At 63.4% G+C, this 16,555-nt stretch carries 17 protein-coding genes and 2 pseudogenes; 5 read left to right on the top strand and 14 right to left on the bottom strand.

Features of this window, described 5'->3' with window-relative positions; genetic code table 11:
- Positions 1 to 80: 80 nt before the first annotated feature.
- On the bottom strand, positions 81 to 2,567 hold the full coding sequence (locus LKE06_RS24645; protein WP_228001753.1) for a helix-turn-helix domain-containing protein: 2,487 nt from the start codon (positions 2,565 to 2,567) through the stop codon (positions 81 to 83).
- Positions 2,568 to 2,869: 302 nt separating this feature from the next.
- Here LKE06_RS24645 and LKE06_RS24640 point away from each other — a divergent pair, with 302 nt between their 5' ends.
- Together LKE06_RS24640 and LKE06_RS24635 are read left to right on the top strand one after the other, a co-directional pair.
- Positions 2,870 to 3,202 (top strand): hypothetical protein, encoded by a 333-nt coding sequence (locus tag LKE06_RS24640; RefSeq protein ID WP_228001752.1) that lies wholly within the window; start codon positions 2,870 to 2,872, stop codon positions 3,200 to 3,202.
- Positions 3,203 to 3,516: 314 nt separating this feature from the next.
- Entirely contained in the window at positions 3,517 to 4,728 is a 1,212-nt protein-coding gene (locus LKE06_RS24635; RefSeq protein ID WP_228001751.1) for an IS4 family transposase, read from the top strand.
- 193 nt (positions 4,729 to 4,921) lie between these two features.
- Here LKE06_RS24635 and LKE06_RS24630 read toward each other — a convergent pair whose 3' ends face one another.
- The 5 genes from LKE06_RS24630 to LKE06_RS24615 all read right to left on the bottom strand — a co-directional run bounded on the left by LKE06_RS24630 (position 4,922) and on the right by LKE06_RS24615 (position 7,178).
- A complete protein-coding gene (locus LKE06_RS24630; protein ID WP_228001750.1) occupies positions 4,922 to 5,263 on the bottom strand; it encodes a HEAT repeat domain-containing protein in 342 nt (113 codons plus the stop codon).
- Positions 5,260 to 5,391: a hypothetical protein gene (locus LKE06_RS32705; RefSeq protein WP_255649766.1), complete on the bottom strand. Its 132-nt coding sequence runs from the start codon at positions 5,389 to 5,391 to the stop codon at positions 5,260 to 5,262. The genes LKE06_RS24630 and LKE06_RS32705 overlap by 4 nt, the downstream gene beginning before the upstream one ends.
- A gap of 183 nt (positions 5,392 to 5,574) precedes the next feature.
- On the bottom strand, positions 5,575 to 6,570 hold the full coding sequence (locus LKE06_RS24625) for a hypothetical protein (protein WP_228001749.1): 996 nt from the start codon (positions 6,568 to 6,570) through the stop codon (positions 5,575 to 5,577).
- A 3-nt stretch (positions 6,571 to 6,573) separates the two neighbouring features.
- Entirely contained in the window at positions 6,574 to 6,876 is a 303-nt protein-coding gene (locus LKE06_RS24620) for a WXG100 family type VII secretion target (RefSeq protein ID WP_228001748.1), read from the bottom strand.
- Positions 6,873 to 7,178, bottom strand: a complete 306-nt coding sequence (locus LKE06_RS24615) for a type VII secretion target (protein WP_228001747.1) — start codon at positions 7,176 to 7,178, stop codon at positions 6,873 to 6,875. The genes LKE06_RS24620 and LKE06_RS24615 overlap by 4 nt, the downstream gene beginning before the upstream one ends.
- Before the next feature lie 348 nt (positions 7,179 to 7,526).
- Between LKE06_RS24615 and LKE06_RS24610 the strand changes: the two genes are divergently transcribed.
- Entirely contained in the window at positions 7,527 to 7,679 is a 153-nt protein-coding gene (locus tag LKE06_RS24610; RefSeq protein WP_228001746.1) for a hypothetical protein, read from the top strand.
- A 960-nt stretch (positions 7,680 to 8,639) separates the two neighbouring features.
- Here the strand turns inward: LKE06_RS24610 and LKE06_RS24605 are convergent.
- The 5 genes and pseudogenes from LKE06_RS24605 to LKE06_RS24585 form a co-directional block, all read right to left on the bottom strand.
- Positions 8,640 to 9,545 (bottom strand): aminoglycoside phosphotransferase family protein, encoded by a 906-nt coding sequence (locus LKE06_RS24605; protein ID WP_228001745.1) that lies wholly within the window; start codon positions 9,543 to 9,545, stop codon positions 8,640 to 8,642.
- A 155-nt stretch (positions 9,546 to 9,700) separates the two neighbouring features.
- Complete coding sequence (locus tag LKE06_RS24600) at positions 9,701 to 9,934, bottom strand: hypothetical protein (protein ID WP_228001744.1); 234 nt, start codon at positions 9,932 to 9,934, stop codon at positions 9,701 to 9,703.
- 78 nt (positions 9,935 to 10,012) lie between these two features.
- Positions 10,013 to 10,776: pseudogene (istB, locus tag LKE06_RS24595) on the bottom strand (IS21-like element helper ATPase IstB).
- Positions 10,777 to 10,850: 74 nt separating this feature from the next.
- Positions 10,851 to 11,681 (bottom strand): Mu transposase domain-containing protein, encoded by an 831-nt coding sequence (locus LKE06_RS24590; RefSeq protein ID WP_308188431.1) that lies wholly within the window; start codon positions 11,679 to 11,681, stop codon positions 10,851 to 10,853.
- Between the two features lie 425 nt (positions 11,682 to 12,106).
- Positions 12,107 to 12,538 (bottom strand): annotated as a pseudogene (locus LKE06_RS24585) (IS110 family transposase); the annotation flags it as partial.
- A gap of 267 nt (positions 12,539 to 12,805) precedes the next feature.
- On the opposite strand from LKE06_RS24585, the gene LKE06_RS24580 reads away from it, so the two are divergent.
- The gene (locus LKE06_RS24580) at positions 12,806 to 13,966 is read left to right on the top strand and encodes an NF041680 family putative transposase (RefSeq protein ID WP_228001743.1); all 1,161 of its coding nucleotides are present in this window, start codon (positions 12,806 to 12,808) and stop codon (positions 13,964 to 13,966) included.
- An 82-nt stretch (positions 13,967 to 14,048) separates the two neighbouring features.
- Here the strand turns inward: LKE06_RS24580 and LKE06_RS24575 are convergent, their stop codons facing one another.
- From LKE06_RS24575 to LKE06_RS24565, 3 genes are all read right to left on the bottom strand, one after another.
- Positions 14,049 to 14,990 carry a reverse transcriptase domain-containing protein gene (locus LKE06_RS24575; RefSeq protein ID WP_228001742.1) on the bottom strand — a complete coding sequence of 314 codons (942 nt, stop codon included), beginning with the start codon at positions 14,988 to 14,990 and terminating at the stop codon, positions 14,049 to 14,051.
- Complete coding sequence (locus LKE06_RS24570; protein WP_228001741.1) at positions 14,926 to 15,309, bottom strand: RNA-dependent RNA polymerase family protein; 384 nt, start codon at positions 15,307 to 15,309, stop codon at positions 14,926 to 14,928. The genes LKE06_RS24575 and LKE06_RS24570 overlap by 65 nt, the downstream gene beginning before the upstream one ends.
- A 268-nt stretch (positions 15,310 to 15,577) precedes the next feature.
- The gene (locus LKE06_RS24565) at positions 15,578 to 15,781 is read right to left on the bottom strand and encodes a hypothetical protein (protein ID WP_228001740.1); all 204 of its coding nucleotides are present in this window, start codon (positions 15,779 to 15,781) and stop codon (positions 15,578 to 15,580) included.
- 363 nt (positions 15,782 to 16,144) lie between these two features.
- Here LKE06_RS24565 and LKE06_RS24560 point away from each other — a divergent pair, with 363 nt between their 5' ends.
- Complete coding sequence (locus LKE06_RS24560) at positions 16,145 to 16,498, top strand: DUF1330 domain-containing protein (RefSeq protein ID WP_228001739.1); 354 nt, start codon at positions 16,145 to 16,147, stop codon at positions 16,496 to 16,498.
- The last annotated feature ends 57 nt before the right edge of the window (positions 16,499 to 16,555 follow it).

The following is a 16,555-nucleotide window of genomic DNA, read 5'->3' as shown; positions in this document are numbered from 1 at the left end:
GTCGATCCTGGATGGGACCGGAGGCCCACGGCCACAGATACCGTGCAGCATGTGGACTTGGATTACCTTGGCGGAATTGATCATTGGGCTAGCCTTAGTCGTTGTTGGGTGGCCTGCGGTAAGCCGATGGCGTCGAAGAGGGTCTCGGCTTCGCTTCTGGCATTTTGCGAGGCTGCCACGTCACCGGCGTTCGTGAGACTGTCAGCGAGCCGGACCAGCGTTTCCGCCTCTTGAAAACGATCTCCGATGGCGCGCCACAGCTCCAGGGCGGCGCTGTAGTCCTCGACGGCGAAACTGTAGTGGCCGAGGTCGTAGTGCACGTCGCCGAGAAGAGCCAGTGCCGTGCACTCGCCATCGCCGTCATTGTTGTTCTGGCACAGTAGTAGCGCTTGGTTGGCTAGTTCGGATGCCTTCTCATACTCGAGTAGGCGGGCATAGCTTCTGCCGAGGTCGATCATTGCCCGCGCCCGCCCGGGATGGTCGATCTCCTCGTACAGTCGGAGCGCTTCTGCGGCGCACTCTTTGGCCTTGCTATGGCGGCGTTGCCAGTTGAAGAGACGGCACAGCATCAGCAAGGTGTGTGCTTGGCTGCTGAGGTCGCCGAGCTGTCGGAACGTTTCCAAGGCCTGCTCGTGCGCATTCTGTGCTTGTTCATAGAGCTCTCGACGCGCATAGGCGGTGCCGAGTATTCGGTTGATACGGGCAAGGGCCTCTCTGTCGCCGAGCCGACTCGCCGAGTCCACGGCCGCGTTCAGCATGTCGGTCCACTGGCGCCAACGCACCTGTCGATACATGAAGGTAGTTAGCACGGCGGCGAGCTGCCAGGCGTGCTTGTGGAAACCGTGCGTGTTGGCGATTCGAATAGCCGGGAGAAGGTTGTCGAGCTCCCCGGTGAACCAGGTCACAGCGTCGTCCTGGTCGGCCACGTCTCTCGCAACGGCTCCGACAACAAGGGGGTCGAGCGTTATCGGTTCCCAGTAGGAGTCAAGAAGACGGTCCGCAACCGAGGCCGTGTGCAGGAAGTAATCGAGCAACCGGTGCAACGCGTCGCGTCGGTCCTGGTCGGAATCCTGTTCCTGCACCTGGTCTTGCGAGTACAGCCGCAACAACTCGTGCATATGGAAACGCCCAGGCACGCTGCTCTCGACCAGGCTGGCCTGAAGGAGCCTCTCCAGGAGCGCATTGGCTTCGGTTGGCTTCACGCCACAGAGCGCGGCCGCATCGTATCGGTCGAAGCTGGTGCCAGGGACAAGGCCCAGTAGCCGGAACAGCCGGGCGGAGTAGCCATCGAGTGACTGATAGGAGGCGGCGAGCGCCGCACGTATGTCGAAATCGCCCACTTCCAAAGCGTCGAGCCGATTGTCGGTCGGCCCCAACCTGTCCACAAGTTCCGCTACCGGGTACAGGCGCATCGCGACCTGTGCGCCAACGATGTTGAGCGCCAACGGCAGCCCCGCGCATAGCCGGGCCAGTTCAGCGACATGCGCGGACTCTTCGTCGACGTGGCTAGCGCCGAAGCGCGCCTCGAGCAGCATGATCGCCTCGTCCAGCGGCAGCGCCCCAAGAGTTACCTGGATGGCTCCGTAGTCGGCGATAAGGACAGGGAGCTGCTGCCGAGAAGTAATCACAGCGGCGCACTCTCCACCCGAGGGCAACAACGGCGCGACTTGCTTCGCGTCGCGCGCATTGTCCAGCACCACCAACATCCGCTTGTCTGCGACGATCGACCTGTAAAGAGCTGCCATCGATCGGGTATCCGACGGTATCGCTGTGCCGGGCACACCGAGTCCGAATAAGAACAGGTCGAGCGCTGCGGCCGGCGAAGTCGTCTCCTCCACATCCAGCCCCTGCAGATCCACATAAAGGCAACCGTCGGGAAATCTGTCGCGGATCCGATGCGCCCACGTCACCGCCAAGGCGGTTTTCCCGACACCACCGATGCCGGAGATAACGCAGACCACGGGGCCTTGCCCGGGCTCGCCCAGCTGGTCGAGCATGCTGTCCAAACGGGCCAGCTCATCCGACCGGCCGACGAATGAGCGGGATGGCGGTGGCAGTTGCTGAGGCACGACCCTAAGAGAGGTCTGCTGGGTCTGCTGGGGCAGCGGCTCGGAGTGTCGGGCAGTATCGGCTCGCCGCCACAATGAATGAAATTCTGCGACGTCACCGCCGAGTGCCTCGATGACGTTTCGCAGCGTCGACCAATCCGGTAGTTGTTCACCCACGCCCAAGAGCGCTATGACCTGCGGGCTCACATCTGCCTTGACGGCCAATTGTTGGGTCGACAATTCCACGGAGCGCCGAAGGCTCGTCACCGCATCGGAGAGTTCCTCGGCCGGCGTAGGCGGCGACAGCAGCTCCGCCTCGTCCACGCCGAAAGCGTGGGCGAGCGCCTCCAACTCTTCGACCTTCACGGTCTGTCGCACACCCGATTCGATCTTCGCGATCGTGCTCCGTGTAAGCGTGTCGCCACATCGGTCTGCTAGTTGTTGCGCCGACCAGCCACGCTGAGCGCGCAACCGGCGAACCCGGTAGGCGACATGATGTGTGGTGATCTGTCGACCCATGCTCTCTCCGTGTCTTGTTGGAGCAATTCTAGCACAGGGGTTGCAAACTTGCTCCGTATCGGAGCATCCTTGGAGCAGATCGAGGAGATCTCGCCTAGGGGAGTCGTTGTGAAACCGATCGTCCGTCCGGCGCGACCACGCACTGGAGAGTTCAACTCACGCAGCATTGTCGGCGGTGCCTGCGTTTCGGAGGCAGGCACATGACCTCGCCGGTACCAAGCCGTCAGCACCGGCGAACCCCCTGCACACATCCTCGGAACCGCCGCACCCCCATCAACTTGCTCGACTCGGTCGATCGGCAGGTGTCGGTTGCAATCACGGACGACCGAGTCCTGGACCGCTACATGAAACTGTTGCATTTTCTGCGCTCGACGTTGCTGACGGTCGGCTGTTTCGTTCTGGTCGGCTGCGCCCTCCTAGGCTGCGGCGTAGGGGCTGCCGTATACGTAGCCGGGTTGTCACCCCGGGCCGCTGCTGGTCTCGGAGTGCTCGGTACTACAACCACCCTCTACGTCGCTGGGATCAAACTGCACAGCCTCTACAAGAGATTGACCGGACCAGCTCGTCCTACTAACGATGACGAGGTTGCCGCCCTCGACGACGACCTTCCGAAGCAGCACGAGGAAACGCGATAATCCGATCGCTTATCAGGACACCACCAATCACAGCGATGGCGACGACGCTCAGAGCGATAAATATCAGCGCGCCCGCGGTGCTCTTTCCGAAAAGTACTCGGCCGCCGATCGCACCGACCGTCAAACCCAGGCCACCAACTGCTGCGCACGCTGACAACAGCGACAACGCGAGCTGAGATGACGCTCGCCACGGGGTGCTCCGCACCGCACTCACGGTACGCGATGGCGAGCAAGCACGGGTGCTCTACGTCCCTCTAGCTTGAGATTTAAGCCCAATACCGTTCAGTTAAGTGTTCAGGCGGTATTGTGTCGGTGTGCCTCGTGGTGGATGGGTGAAGCCGGCCTCGGATCGTCGTCTGTCGGATTTGGTGTCGGTGGGGTTGTTGACGAGGGTTTTTCCGGCTGATGTTGTCGATGAGGTGATCGCTGAGGCGGGACGTACGCAGCAGCGGCATCGTGCGCTTCCGGCTCGTGTGATGGCGTATTTCTCGATCGGGATGGCGTTGCATTCCGAAGGCTCGTATGAGGATGTGTTCGCCCAGTTGACCGATGGTCTGTCGTGGTCGTCGGGGTGGTCGCAGTCGTGGTCGCCGCCGTCGAAATCGGCTATCTTCCAAGCACGTTCACGTCTGGGATACGAACCGGTGCGTGATCTGTTCTTCCGTGTCGCGCGACCGGTGGCGGGGGTGGACACGCCCGGTTCCTGGCTGGCGGGACGCCGTTTGGTGGCCATCGACGGCACCTGCCTGGACCTGGCGGACACGCCCGGCAACGCCGAGTTCTTCGGACGCCCGGCGTCGAGCCGGGGCGAGAAGTCCGCGTACCCGCAAGCACGTCTGGTCGCGGTGGCCGAGTGCGGGACACACGCGGTATTCGACGCGGTCACCGGCCCGTGCGCCACTTCCGAGACCGAGATGGCTCGCGAGCTGTGCGGTCGGCTCACCCCGGGGATGCTGGTGCTCGCCGATCGCGGCTTCTACGGATTCACGCTGTGGAGACAAGCCGCCGCCACCGGCGCCGACCTGCTGTGGCGGGTGAAAACCAATCTCCGGCCCCAGCACGTGGAAACCCTGCCCGACGGGTCGTGGCTGGCGCGGATCGTCCCCACCTCGGGGGTGAACCGCGCAAAGACCGCACCCTCGATGGTGCGGGTCATCGACTACACCCTCGACGACGGGCGCGAGCACCCCGAGCAGTATCGACTCCTTACCACGATCCTCGACCCCGACCAGGCCGGCGCACACGATCTGGCCCTGGCCTACGCGCAGCGATGGGAGATCGAGAACACCTTCGACGAACTGAAAACACACCAGCGCGGCCCCCGCGCGGTCCTGCGCTCGAAATCACCCGAACTGGTCCAACAGGAAATCTGGGGGCATCTGTGCTGCCACTACGCGATCCGCACCCTCATGCTCGACGCAGCCACCCAGGGCGGGCACGACCCGGACCGGATATCTTTCACCGCAGCACTACGGATTACCCGTAGATCCTTGTCCCACAGCACATTTCCCCCCTCGCAACCATAAGGCTGCCGGCAGCGCGCCATCGACAAACTACTCCAACGCATCAACCCGGCACGCCGACGACGATCCAACCCGCGCGTCGTCAAACGCAAAATCCTCAAATGGGCAGCCAAACGCTCACACCACGCCCAGCACCCCCAACCAACTCACGACCCAAAGGCCACCATCCGCACCCCTTAACTGAACGGTATTGGATTTAGGACCGTCCCCCGAAGACGGTGATGTCGTCCAATGCGTCTTCGACGCGACCACCGATGATCGAGTCGTTGACGAGTTCGCGTAGCGCAGGAACGACGCGGTCGGTGTCGATGGCCCTGTGAATACGCACGATGTGTCCCAGGGCCGTCACCGCACCGGAGCGAACATTGGGGTCCGGATTCTCGAGCAGGGCGAGCGCGCGGTCGGTGACCCATCCGCCATCAGGGTCGTGAAGAGCCAACCGCAGTATGGCCTGCGAAACCGCCAGGTTGTCGTCCGAATCGAGCATCGCGATCGCCTCGTTCCGGCCGATCGGTTCGAGGCTTTGGTACGTACTCACAGCGGCTTGCCCTTCCTGTTCACCACGCCCGCCTTGATCAGGGCGTTCTGCATCTCCTGTGTCAGCTCGTCCCATGCACGTTTGTGGCCATGGAAGATCCCCGATTCCGGATACGTCTCATCGAACACGTCGAACTCCCCAGTTTCGGAGTCATAGCCTACGCGGCGGGAGGAGGTGGGCTTGATCTGTACAGACTTGCCCAGTGTCTCCTGCGGATGCGTCGGCTCCGGCGCAGCGTTACCTCGTTGCTCTGGACCATGTTTCGGAGAAGGCTCGAAGGTCAGCTTCTTCTCTTCACCATCAATTGCGACCTACAACGCGATGATCGCCGCGAGCTTGGCGAGGGACTCGGTGAGATCGGGGACCTTGCCGAAGGCGTCGATAACGCCGACGGCGACGCTCGCGGCCAGCGTGACCTCGAGGATCTGGAAGAGACGTTTCGTCGTGTAGAGGCCGCGCAGGGTCGCGATCGTCTCCTCGACCGCGAGTGCGACACCACCGCCAGCGACAGCGACAGCGATACTCCCGCCGAAGCTGAAGATCGCACCAACGATGGCGCCGGTGACCAACAGCCCGACAGCCCAGGCGAAGGTCGTCATCGCCGTCTTGATGCCGTCACCGACTTCGACTGTCGAGCTGTGATAGTCCGCGACTGGGGCGGCGACGTTGGTGGACGCGGAGACCAGGAGGTCGGCGCTGGATTTCAGTGTGCCGAAGTGTTCCTGGATGATCGTGCGGTTCTCGGTGGCGTCCATATTGTCGAACAACGCGGAGATCGTGGCAATCTTCGCGGGTGCGCCGGTGATGGTGACGTGGGTGGAGAAGGTCTTCCACGTGGTGGCGGCCTTCGACAGCTTGTCGACGTCGCCGTTGGGAAGTTTCTCGAAGGTACCGACGATCTTCGAGGTGAGTTCGTTGAAGAATTCCTCGACGCCACCGTTGTGTTTGACGCCGTCGCCGTTGTCATGAACGGAGGTCGGGATGGTGACCTTGTACTCGGATACCTGTTGCAGGGGCGGGCTTTCAGGGTTGGCGTTGTCGGCCTTCCCGTACTTGTACCCGTTGGCGTAGAGAATGTTGCCGAGATTGATGAGCGCATCGGCCAGGTCGGTGCAGGTCTGCATCGTGTCCCGGGCGTAACGGTCGTACGCCTCGCCCCACTGTTTGCAGCCGGGAGCGTCACCGGCCATACCTGCGCACTCGCCTTTGACCGCGTCGTGCACGGGTTTATCGGCGTGCCGCAGCTCGCCGGCGAGGTCGTGGCATTGTTTGGCGGCCTCATAGTAGGTCCGCCAGTTGACCTTCACCGCTCATCCCCCTCGGAGCATCTCCAAGTTTTCCTCGACCGCGGTCGTGTAGCCGGTGTGTGCCTTGCGCGCCACCTTGCTGATATCGCGGGCACCTTCGGCGAATTCTCTTGCCCCGGCTGCCCATTCACGATGAGCGTCCGAATATGCCTGCGCGGCAACACCGTCCCAACCCGTTCCCGCCAAGGTCGCGACCTTGGCGTCGATCGCATCGAGATGTTCGGCAATAACGCTGGCGAGGGCGGACAGACGGATCGCGACCTCATCCAGGTGGTCCAAGTCGACCTCGAACTCCTCTGAACTCATGGCAGGTCCAAGCTCGACGTACTCGCGCTGTAGAGCACTTCCGCGTTGCTGCCGTCGAGGTTTTCATACGTTGAGGCTGTGACCCCGAGCTTTTCAGCCAACCCGGCCAGCGCGGTGATGATCTGGCCGCCGCCGTCGCGGATGCCGTTCCAGCCATCGGCGAACTCGTTGGCCAAGTTGCCCTTCCACGTTCCGTTGACCAGCGACTCGACGTCCCTGGCCGCTGAGCCCAGCGCGGTCCGCATCGCGGTGGACAGCTCGTATACTTCCTCCCCCACTTCGCGCACTTTCTCGGGTACCACCGAGAGATTCTGTCCCGAAGCTGGCGTACCCCGTCGCTCATACCGCCCAAGACTACCTATCTTAGACTGCCGAGCCCGCCCACTCGGTGTGCTGCCGTCGCCGTCCATCACATCGGCTTTGACCTACCACGAAGCGGCCAAGGTCTGCAGTGTGCCGGTCAGTGCCGTCCACTCCCGCATCACACGAACCAGGCAGAATCTCCTCGCCGCCGAGGAAGAGGACCGTGCGGAATCGACAACGGCCGGCCCGACCCCAGCCCCGGCCGATTCCGATGATCGCCTGTGGGGACACGCTGCTCGCCGCCATGCCCGCGCGGACATATGTATTCAGCGCGGAATGCGCCCAGGGTGGACAGTCTGTACACCGATCAGCACACCGCCGCGATCGTGGCTCTGATCATCGGCGAGATAGCGCTGCCGATCACGATTTGCGCCACGCACAATCCGGTGCCGGTCTGGCGAGCGGCAGAAACCGACGCAGCTGCCGCGAAGACAAGCTAATCCGGCCTCGGATGGACGAAACCCGCTCCAACCGTCAACGTCCCAATGAAAACCACTCTCACGACCGGTCCCATCCTTGTAGCGCCCCGCCGAGGGCACGAACATGCGACGCTTCAGACTTAACCCATCCCAAAGCGACCATCGACCCACTACACACGGTGGCGACGACGGTGTCGGGGCGATCGAGCCCCTGCCGCCGCAAGCCGGTACCGAGAGTGCATCCGAGAATGGCAGCGATGCTGTGATCGTCTCCGTCGCTGCAACATGGCAACTCGCCGCAGGCTCCCGGCACGATAACCTGACTGATGCGCTGGCCCGCTGTGAACCGACAGCAGACGAACGACATCGACCCCTTACGGGAATAGAACCAACGAAAAGCTCTTGACCTGCAAAAACTCTCGCTCACGTAGCGAACGAAAGATCTACCAGAACCACAAACGCGCAGGTCAGAGCGCAAGATCGAACATATGGTGGGCCTAACGCTAATCAATCCGAACCACCCCACGGCCGAAGGGCCGACACTCCGGATCAAGCCGGTAGGGACGCGCAGGACTGCGTCGAGCGCGTGACCTGCGGGTTCGATGTTTCAGTGGTCGGCGGCTGACCAACCCTTCATTTCGTAGTAACCGGCACGTGCCCATAATCGGATTGGGCCGACTGGCAGGACAAACGTACAAAGCGGATCCGCTGGCGGTCGCCTTGGTCTCGGGCTCGGACAGGCCCAGTATCTGGAATCTGTAGGGGATGGCTGGCTAGACGGGTGAATTCCGGCAGCAGTTCCAGGTGAATTTGGGCGTCGTTCGGCGTCCCGTGTGGCGATTTGTGCAGACGAAAAATGACAGCACTTCGCCTGTCACGAAGGTGCGTTGGGCGGCCTGCTGTCCCGTTTCAGTCGGGTTGTGGGGCTGCTGTCTCAGGTCGATTGAGGCAGTCGCTGAGCTGAGTCCGAATCGACCTGGGTCAGCCGAGATCGTCGTGGTCGGTGAGGATTTCGTTGATCAGATGCCGAGTCCGAGTCGTAAGGTCGCGGTCTGCGCTATCGGGGTCGGTCAGGGTCAGCAGCGCTTTCCAGAGCGCCCAGCCGCGGGCGCGGGCCCAGGTGCCGGAGTCCTGGTCGACGGTTGAGCGGAAGGCTTCGCGGCTGTCTCCGGACAGCATCGTCCAGGCCAGAACCAGGTCGCAGGCGGGGTCGCCGACCCCGCAGGTGCCGAAGTCGATGACGGCTGTGAGCTTTCCGTGGTCGACCAGCAAATTGCCGGGGGCGATATCGCCGTGGAACCATACCGGGCTGCGGTCGCATTCGGTGGCCAGGGCATGTTCCCAGACCGTGGCGGCTGTGGTGGTGTCGATGCAGCCGGTGAGTCGGTTCAGGCAGTGCCGGACTTGTTGGTCGTAGTGGCTCGGCGGTGTGCCTCGGTAGAAGCAGTGCGCGCCGGCCACCGGTGCTCCTGTGGTGTCGCAGCGTTGCAGAGCACCGATGAATTCCGCGACCGAGACCGCGAATTCGGTCAGGTTGTCGATTCGGGTGCGGTCGGCGGTTTCGCCGACGATCCAACGGCGCACGGACCAGTGAAACTGGTAGCCGAGCGCGGGGGCGCCGACGGCGAGGATGACCGGAACCGGTGTCGGTAGTCCGGGAGCCAGCCGCGGGAGCCAGCGGCTTTCCTTGGAGACCGCGGGTGCGTAGCCGGCAGCGGTGGGTAGGCGCACTGCCATGTCGTCGCCGAGGCGGTAGGTGCGGTTGTCCCAGCCGTCATTGTCCACCGGTCTGATCGGTAGTCGACTCCATTGCGGAAACTGTGCCGCGATCAGGCGTTCGACGAGGTCGGCATCGATTCCGGCACGACCGTCCGGTGTTTCAGGCATCGAGTCATCCTCGGTGTCAGCGGCCGGTCCTGGCAACCGATTTTCCGTCACGCAGTGCCACCGGGCCCTGCGGCGAGAGCCTGGGCGATCTCGCCCGCTGGCCGGTGTGCGAGTTCAAACACCTGCTGGCGGGTCGGCCCGTTCTGTGGTGCCGGTCAGTACTCAGGGGCGGGGACAGGTCCCTCGCCGGTTTCGGTGGTGTTGGTGAGTATGACGGCGGTGAAGCGGTAGAGGTCGGCGCGCAGGGATTGCGCGGCGTAGACGCGTCCGGCGAAGCGGTCCAGGCCGATGCGGACGTCCTGGTCGGTGGCAAGCCAGTCGTTGATGAACTGGAGCAGTTCGGCGAGTTCGGTGGCATCACCGATTCGGATGCTGCTGTCCTGGGACATCCGGATAACCCCGAATCATGGTGTGAGCAGGTAAGTCCAGACGAATGATCGACGTCACCCGGGGATAGTGGCAGGTGGTCAGGGCTGAGGTTTGGGCGTCGGCTGCTTCGTGGTGTCCTTCGCCGGTATGGTGTGCCCGGCGGCTTGCGCGGTGCGGATCAGGCGGTAGCTTTGGGTGCCGGTCTCGATGATCTGCCCGCCGAAGGTCAACCGATCGACGATGGCCGAGCACAACCGCGGGTCGGTGAAGGTTTTCGTCCAGCCGCCGAACGACTCGTTGGATGCGATGGCGACACTGCTCTTTTCCTCCCTCTCGGTCAGAACCTGGAACAGCAACTCGGCGCCGCGGCGGTCCAACGCCATATATCCGAGTTCGTCGAGGCAGAGCAGATCCACCCGGCCGTAGCGGGCGATGGTCTTGGACAGCACCTTCTCATCGGCGGCTTCGACCAGTTCGTTGACCAGCTTGGTGGCCAGGGTGTATTTCACCCGGTAGCCCTTCATCGCAGCCTCGGTGCCCAGCGAGATCAGCAGATGACTCTTGCCGGTGCCCGAATCGCCGATCAGACACAGCGGCAGCCCTTTCTCGACCCATCCGCAGGTCGCCAGGGTGTGGATGAGCGCGGCGTCGATGCTGGGTTGGCGTCGAAATCGAATGCGCGCAACGATTTATCGCGCGGGAACCCGGCCGCGCGGATGCGGCGCTCGGAGCGGCGGCGGGCGCGGTCGTCGCACTCGGCCAGCAGCAGCTCGGCGATGAACGCCCGATACGACATCTGCTCGTGTTCGGCGGAGTCGGCGATCTGGCCGAACTGCTGACGAATCGTGGGCAGCCGCAGCATCCGGCATGCCTGATCGATGGACGCGGTCGCGGCTTGCTCGGTCATTCCGCGGCGGCGCGGTGTGCTGGTGGGTGTCATGAGCTGGTCTCTTCTCTGGGTGGGTGGGGGTGGCGCAACAACTGGTCGTAGATGGCCACCGACGGCAACGGCCTCAAGTCGGGAGGCAGTTGCATCAAGCGCCGCGTGGTCAGCGACGACACGATGGTGGGCTCGGCATCGACGGTGTCCAGATCCACCGGGGGCGGGGGCGGTGGTGTCGCGTCGGCGATCTTGCGGGCCTCGAGTGCGACAGCGTCGGCGGTCAGCGCGCCGACCGACAGCGCGACCTCGAGACCTGCGACGACCTGGTGGTGGGGCATGTGCCGATGCAACAGCAGCACTTCGATCAGAGCGCGGGTGCCATCACGATCACCGTGTGCCTTGCGCGCGGCAGCCCACCAAGCGTCGTGAGCAGCAGTGAACTTGCCGGCCAGGCGAGCCTGCTCCAACGCTGTCGCTCCGGCCAGCGCTCCGGGCTTGCGCATCAAACCTTCCAGATAGTGATCCAGATCCATGTGGGTCTGTGCCTTGCCCGCGATCCGCTCGTGCCGGGCGACCTCGACCCTGCTGTCGTAGACGACCAGCATCGAGGCGTGCAACAACACCCGCAGTTGACGCCCGATCAACCGGACCGGGACGCTGTAACGATTGGTGCGCACCGTGATCAGCGAATACCGGTCGACACGCGGTGTGAACCACAGCCCAGTCTCGAAGTCCTCCTCCGGCAGCGGTTTCAACAGCGGTCTCTCGGCCTCGAAGTGCTCACCGACCGTCCGTGCCCGCGCACCGATCCGGCGAGCGTCATCGCCGGTGTCCCACTCATCGACCATCGCGTTCAGCTCGTCTACCGAGTTCACCGATGGCACGGGCACAAGGTGGTTGCGACGGAACCACCCGATCTGTCCCTCCACACCGCCCTTTTCATGAGCCCCCTGCTGTCCCGGCTGGCAATAGAAAACATCCAGGTCATAGTGGGATCGGAAGGCCGTCCACCGGTCCGTTTCCACGCGCAGACGGCGAACCCGATGACCTGCGCGACGGCCGCATTCAGGTTGTCGTAGCGCACCTTGCCGAACGGCACCCCGCCCAGCATGCGGAACGCATGGACATGCCCTTCGAAGAACGCCTCCTGCCCACCCGAGGTGGAGATCCTTCTCCGCACTACTGACCTGGTGGTTTGTAGTGGTCTTGAGGAGTATCAATTCAGTGCGTCGACGCCGATGTCGTCATCTGAGACATCCCAGCTTTTAGATTGTCAAGCCGCTGTCGCAGCGGCTTGACAATGGGCCGCCCAGGCGGTGGTCTTGTGCATCCGGGCAACTACCTTCACCGCCTGCGCGTCGACGCTGTCACCGGCGACGACCCGCAGTTGGTGGGCGTCGGTGCGAACCATGTCGGCCAGCGAGTGCGCGTCGGCGGCATCGGACTTCGCACCGGACACGCTGCGGCGTTCCCGAAACCTCGCGGCTTGCAGCGGGTTCACCGCGTACACGGTGTAGCCGGCCGCGATCAACGCCGCGACCCAGGGGCCGCGATCGGTTTCGATACCGATCCGTACTTCGGTGTCCTCGTCGTCGCCGAGGTACTCACCGATCATCGCGTGCAACCGGGTGATCCCGGTGATCCCTTCGGGCAGACGGGCTTTGGCGAGCCGTTTCCCGGTCTCGTCCATCAGTTCGACATCGTGATGATCCGATGCCCAGTCGTCACCGACCAGCAGCACCACAGCTCCCCGTTCGTCGTTGTCGGACAACCAGTTCCGGCAGCGCGCGGGAGAATGTCGGCGACCTAATGAATCAGTGCTCACACCGGCCGGTGGTGGGCACGACATCCCATCAGCGATCTCCTTCTCCCGGCGAACCGGCGGGGGCACCATCTCAGATCAGGACTCGAAGTCCAGGCTCCACATGTGCTCACCCGCCGGTCGCTACCACTAGCGAGTCTGCCTGATCCGTCGATCACGCGGACCCACTAATACTCATTAGGCTCGTTGAGCAAGCCGTTCGGCTTGCTGCTCGGCCGGATCTTGCTGGCCGTCGATGTCAGCCCGTGGCTGCGCCCGGACGCCGCGACCAGCCCCGATCGGGCGTTCTGTCACGTCTATCGACGAGGAAAAGGCCAAGCACAAATGATTCCCGGGTGGCCCTACTCGTTCGTGGCGGCGTTGGAGCCCGGCCGCACATCATGGACCGCGATGCTGGACGCGGTGCGCATCAATCCCAACGACGACCTGACCACGGTGACCTCCACACAGGTCCGTGAGGTCGTTGACCGACTGCGTCTGGCCGGACAGCATCGGCCCGAGGACCCAACGATCCTGATCGTGTTCGACGCCGGCTACGACATCACCCGCCTGACATATTTGCTGGCTGACCTGCCTGTGGAACTGGTCGGCAGAATCCGCAGCGACCGAGTCCTGGCCCTCCCCGCCTCAGCCCGTCCGGCGGCCAGGACCGGACGCCCAGCCAAACACGGACCCGAGTTCGCGCTCGCCGACGCCGCCACCCACTCCGAACCGGCGGCGTCGACCCGCACCGACACCGACCGTTATGGCCTGGCCGAAGCCACCGCCTGGCACCGATTGCACCCCATACTCAAACACCGCGGCAACTGGGCCGACCACGCCGGGCCGCTGCCGACGATCGAGGGTACCCTGCTGCGACTGCGGGTGCAGTACCTGCCCGGCGACCGGAACCCGAAACCGGTCTGGCTGTGGTGCTCGGACCCCGACGCTACCGCTGCAGAGGTGGACCGATATTGGCGAACGTTTCTGCGTCGCTTCGACATCGAGCACACCTTCAGATTCTTCAAGCAAACCCTCGGCTGGACCCGCCCCCATCTACGCGACCCCCACGCCGCCGACCGCTGGACCTGGCTGGTGATCGCTGCCCACACCCAACTACGGCTGGCCCGCAACCTCACCCATGACCTGCGTCGCCCCTGGGAGAAACCAGCCACCCGACCCTACCGGCTCACCCCGGCACGAGTCCGCCGAGGGTTTCGGAACCTCCGGCCGATGACAGCCCTACCCGCCAGAGCACCGAAACCCTCCCGCCCCGGCCCTGGACGCCCACCCGGCTCCAAAAACAAGCAACCCGCCCCACACCAACCCGTGGGCAAAAACCCTCATAACCTCCACCAGCACAGCTGATAGAGGGTCGGGTGGCCCAGGGCATCTCAGCTCTGGGCTCCCACGGAACGGAGCGTGACAGTCTCCCGTCACTCCGCTCTTCTCACCCTTTCCAGAGGAACTGGTTCTCCCACGCCCAGTGCTTGAACAGGCCGGGATCTCGATCGAAGACCCTGGTCCACCAGCGCTTGAACCGTTTAAGAGAACGCAACCGCTTGTACTTCTTACGGGCCCAACGCGCCAGGTAAGTGTTGACGCGCCGGAGGAAGGGATACAGCTGCGACCGGTAGAACCGGCCGTAATACAGCATCCAGCCCGCCACGATGGGGTTGATCCATCCAGCGAGCTCAGCGAGATCGTCCCTGCCGCGCATATGAATTCGCCAGGAGCGAAGCCGTTGACCCATCGCCTTGAGCGCTCCCGCACTGACCGCGGGCAGGAAGGAGGTGAACGCCTTCCCATCCGGATATGTGGCCTTGCGTGGTCGGAACGTGTATCCGAGGAACGTGAACGACGTGTCCTCGAACAAGCCTCGCCGCCTCGAGTCCCGGCAGTACACTGCCTTGGTTTTGTCGGGATGCAGCCGTAACCCGACCTGCTCCATTCTCGCGGCGAGCGCGGCGAGCACGGTGCGTGCTTGCCGCTCGGTCGCACAGTGCACCACGGCGTCGTCTGCGTAACGCTCGAATTCCACTGTCGGGAACTCTCTTTCGAGCCACGTGTCGAACGCGTAGTGCATGAACAGGTTAGCCAAAACGGGCGAGACCGCCGAACCCTGTGGGGTCCCTTGGTGCCGCTCGACAAGGGTTCCGTCGGACTGCTGGATCGGTGCGGCGAGCCACCGCTTCACATACAGCAGCACCCAGCGCTGTTCGATGGTGATGTTGGCCGCCACCGCTTTGACCATCAGATCCCACGGCACGCTATCGAAGAACTTGGCGACATCGAGATCTATCACCCAATCCTTGCGCCAGCACCGCTTACGGCACTTGGCAACCGCATCCAGCGCGGAACGACGAGGCCGATACCCATAGGGAGTCGTCATGAAAGATCGCCTCCGTCCGGGGCTCGAGCGTCATCGCCGCCACCGTCTGCGCGACCCGATCTCCAACGGTGGGCACACCTAAAATCCGTGTCCCACCAGCAGATTTCGGTATCTCCACCGCCAACACCGGAGGCGGGAAGTAAGTCCCCGACGACATCCGATTCCAGATCCGATAGAGGTTGTTCCTCAGATCCGTCTCGAAGTCCTCCAGAGATTGCCGATCCACCCCGGCGGCGCCCTTGTTGGCCTTGACTCTCTCGTATGCCTCCCACACCAGCCGCTTCGAAATCGTGAACGGCTTGTCCTGTGGTTCCGACATGCCCACCCGCTTCCTCCCGGAACAGCGTCCGGTTGTTCGTGTGAAACAAATCGACAGATGAGCCGACTCCTTCGCTCCACCCCGATTACCGAGGCTTCACCACTACTACGAGCCGGTCCGCCAGCGGACGCCGCGACGGTACTCAACGCCTCACGGTTTCTGCCGCCCGGCGCGCTCCCTCTCGCCACCCCGACCGCGCACGGCCTTTCTTGGGCAGCGGTGTCGGCGTCCGCCTTCCCACGTTCCATGCAGAAGCCGCAGACCGGACTCACGCCGCCTCCACGCCGGACACCACCTGGCCAATCAGCGGGCACCCGCCAGGCTCATCCCGGGCCCTTTTAACCGCCCCGGTTTCGATGTCATCTACTTGTTTCGACGCGTCATCGGACGGTTCGCTCACGCTCGCCTTCCCGGTCCCCACCTGACGCATCACGTGCGCCTTTTCCTCGACGCTCACCACGACGGTCTTCATCCAACGCAGCTCGAGGCGGTTTGACGTCTCCCCCCGCAGCGCGACGCCGAAGGGCCCAAACCTTCATCTCCTACACAGCAACACATCCAGCAAGGTCCCTACGCAACCTCGCCTTCCGCGCTCGTGGCGCACTTAAAAGACAAGCTAAGTGAGCGTCTGAGAACTCGCGTCGTTGGCGGTAGCTGTCGAATCGAATGAGACGATTCAGGCTGCGGATTCTGTGTCGATGTTCTCCTTCGCTGGTTCGCTGATCCAGGCGGCTTTGGGCACCTTGGTCCCTTACCTCTGGGGTAATCGACGCGGTTTCCTCCAGCGTGACAAGATCGCTATCAGCCGAAACCGGTAGGCCGAAAGGACATCATCATGCCCGCGTACGTGATTGCCCACCTGCAGGATGCTGCCCCACATGTGGAGATCGCCGAGTACATAGAGCGTCTTCCCGGCACTTTCGCGCCATACGGTGGCCGCTACCTCGTGCACATGGCGCAGCACGAGGTGAAGGAGGGCAGCTGGCCCGGACATGTTGTCATGATCGGCTTTCCCGGGATCGCGGACGCGAGAGCATGGTGGGAATCGCCCGCATACCGGGATATTGCGCCACTGCGCTCACGCCACATCGACGGCGACATCATCATGGTCGACGGCGTTCCCGATGGCTACGAACCGGCTGCGGCCGTCGAAGCAATGCGGGAGAGTCTGGCCGGAAAACAGCCGTAGCCTTCCGGCAGGGATCGATACCTGGTTGGCAAAACCGTTGCGCGGCATCATCCGCCG

Source organism: Nocardia australiensis (assembly GCF_020733705.1).
Taxonomy (GTDB): Bacteria; Actinomycetota; Actinomycetes; order Mycobacteriales; family Mycobacteriaceae; genus Nocardia; species Nocardia australiensis.
This window is presented reverse-complemented; position numbering and strand designations above follow the sequence as displayed.

Excerpts from the sequence above, each read along its gene's own strand:
- LKE06_RS24645 (WP_228001753.1), bottom strand. The coding sequence starts at position 2,567 with ATGGGTCGACAGATCACCACACATCATGTCGCCTACCGGGTTCGCCGG.
- LKE06_RS24565 (WP_228001740.1), bottom strand. The coding sequence starts at position 15,781 with ATGAAGACCGTCGTGGTGAGCGTCGAGGAAAAGGCGCACGTGATGCGT.
- LKE06_RS24620 (WP_228001748.1), bottom strand. The coding sequence starts at position 6,876 with ATGAGTTCAGAGGAGTTCGAGGTCGACTTGGACCACCTGGATGAGGTC.
- LKE06_RS24605 (WP_228001745.1), bottom strand. The coding sequence starts at position 9,545 with ATGCCTGAAACACCGGACGGTCGTGCCGGAATCGATGCCGACCTCGTC.
- LKE06_RS24600 (WP_228001744.1), bottom strand. The coding sequence starts at position 9,934 with ATGTCCCAGGACAGCAGCATCCGAATCGGTGATGCCACCGAACTCGCC.
- LKE06_RS24575 (WP_228001742.1), bottom strand. The coding sequence starts at position 14,990 with ATGACGACTCCCTATGGGTATCGGCCTCGTCGTTCCGCGCTGGATGCG.
- LKE06_RS24560 (WP_228001739.1), top strand. The coding sequence starts at position 16,145 with ATGCCCGCGTACGTGATTGCCCACCTGCAGGATGCTGCCCCACATGTG.
- LKE06_RS24570 (WP_228001741.1), bottom strand. The coding sequence starts at position 15,309 with ATGTCGGAACCACAGGACAAGCCGTTCACGATTTCGAAGCGGCTGGTG.